The organism is Microbacterium sp. K41, assembly GCF_004794395.1.
Lineage (GTDB): Bacteria > Actinomycetota > Actinomycetes > Actinomycetales > Microbacteriaceae > Microbacterium > Microbacterium sufflavum.
This window is the reverse complement of the sequence record NZ_SSDO01000423.1, coordinates 1-739: the sequence shown is the minus strand read 5'-3', so window position 1 is coordinate 739 and position 739 is coordinate 1. Positions and strand designations below refer to the sequence as shown.

Sequence of the window (739 nt, the reverse complement as noted above, 5' to 3'; positions counted from 1 at the left end):
CGGCCGCCGCGGCCGCCGCGGGCACCGCGGCGCGCACGGTCGCCGCCGACGTGGACGACTTCTCGTACGCGTCGTGGGACGCCACCTACGACCTGAGTCTCGTCGACGGTCGCGCTCGCCTCCACGTGACCGAGACCCTCGTGGCACGGTTCCCTGAGTTCGACCAGAACCGCGGGATCGTCCGGGGCCTCGCGACCTCGTACGAGAACGCCCGCATCGACACCCGCGTGCTGTCCGTCACCGACGGCGAAGGGCGCGACGTCCCGTTCGAGACCGACGACGAGGACGGACTGCTGCTGGTGCTCACCGGCGACGACCAGTACGCGCGCGGCCTGACGACGTATGTGATCGAGTACGAGATGAGCGATGTCGTCCTGGCCACGTCGCCGAGAGACTCCGCGACGCCCGCGGTCGACGAGTTCTACTGGAACCTCCTTCCGCTGGACAGCACGCAGCCGATCGAGCGGTTCGACGCCGAAGTCCACGTGGACGCTGCGCTGGCCGCGAGGCTCACCGGTTCGACCCGGTGCTACCAGGGGCCGGCGGGATCCACGACCGCGTGCACGCTCGACGGTCCAGACCCCACGGGCGACGGCGCCACGTTCCGCACGTCGGCGGCAGATCTTGCGGCCGGGGACGGCGTGACGGTCGCGATCGGGTTCGAGGCGGGCACCGTGCAGCAGCCACCGGCCCGCACGCCCGACCCGGTCGCGGACGTCGGGCCGCTGGTGGCGGCGAT

Annotated in this window: 1 protein-coding gene; it reads left to right on the top strand. The window is 72.0% G+C overall.

The window, feature by feature from the left end; translation table 11 throughout:
- A partial coding sequence (locus tag DW309_RS13320) for a DUF2207 domain-containing protein (protein ID WP_136045646.1) occupies window positions 1-739 on the top strand: 739 nt, incomplete at both ends.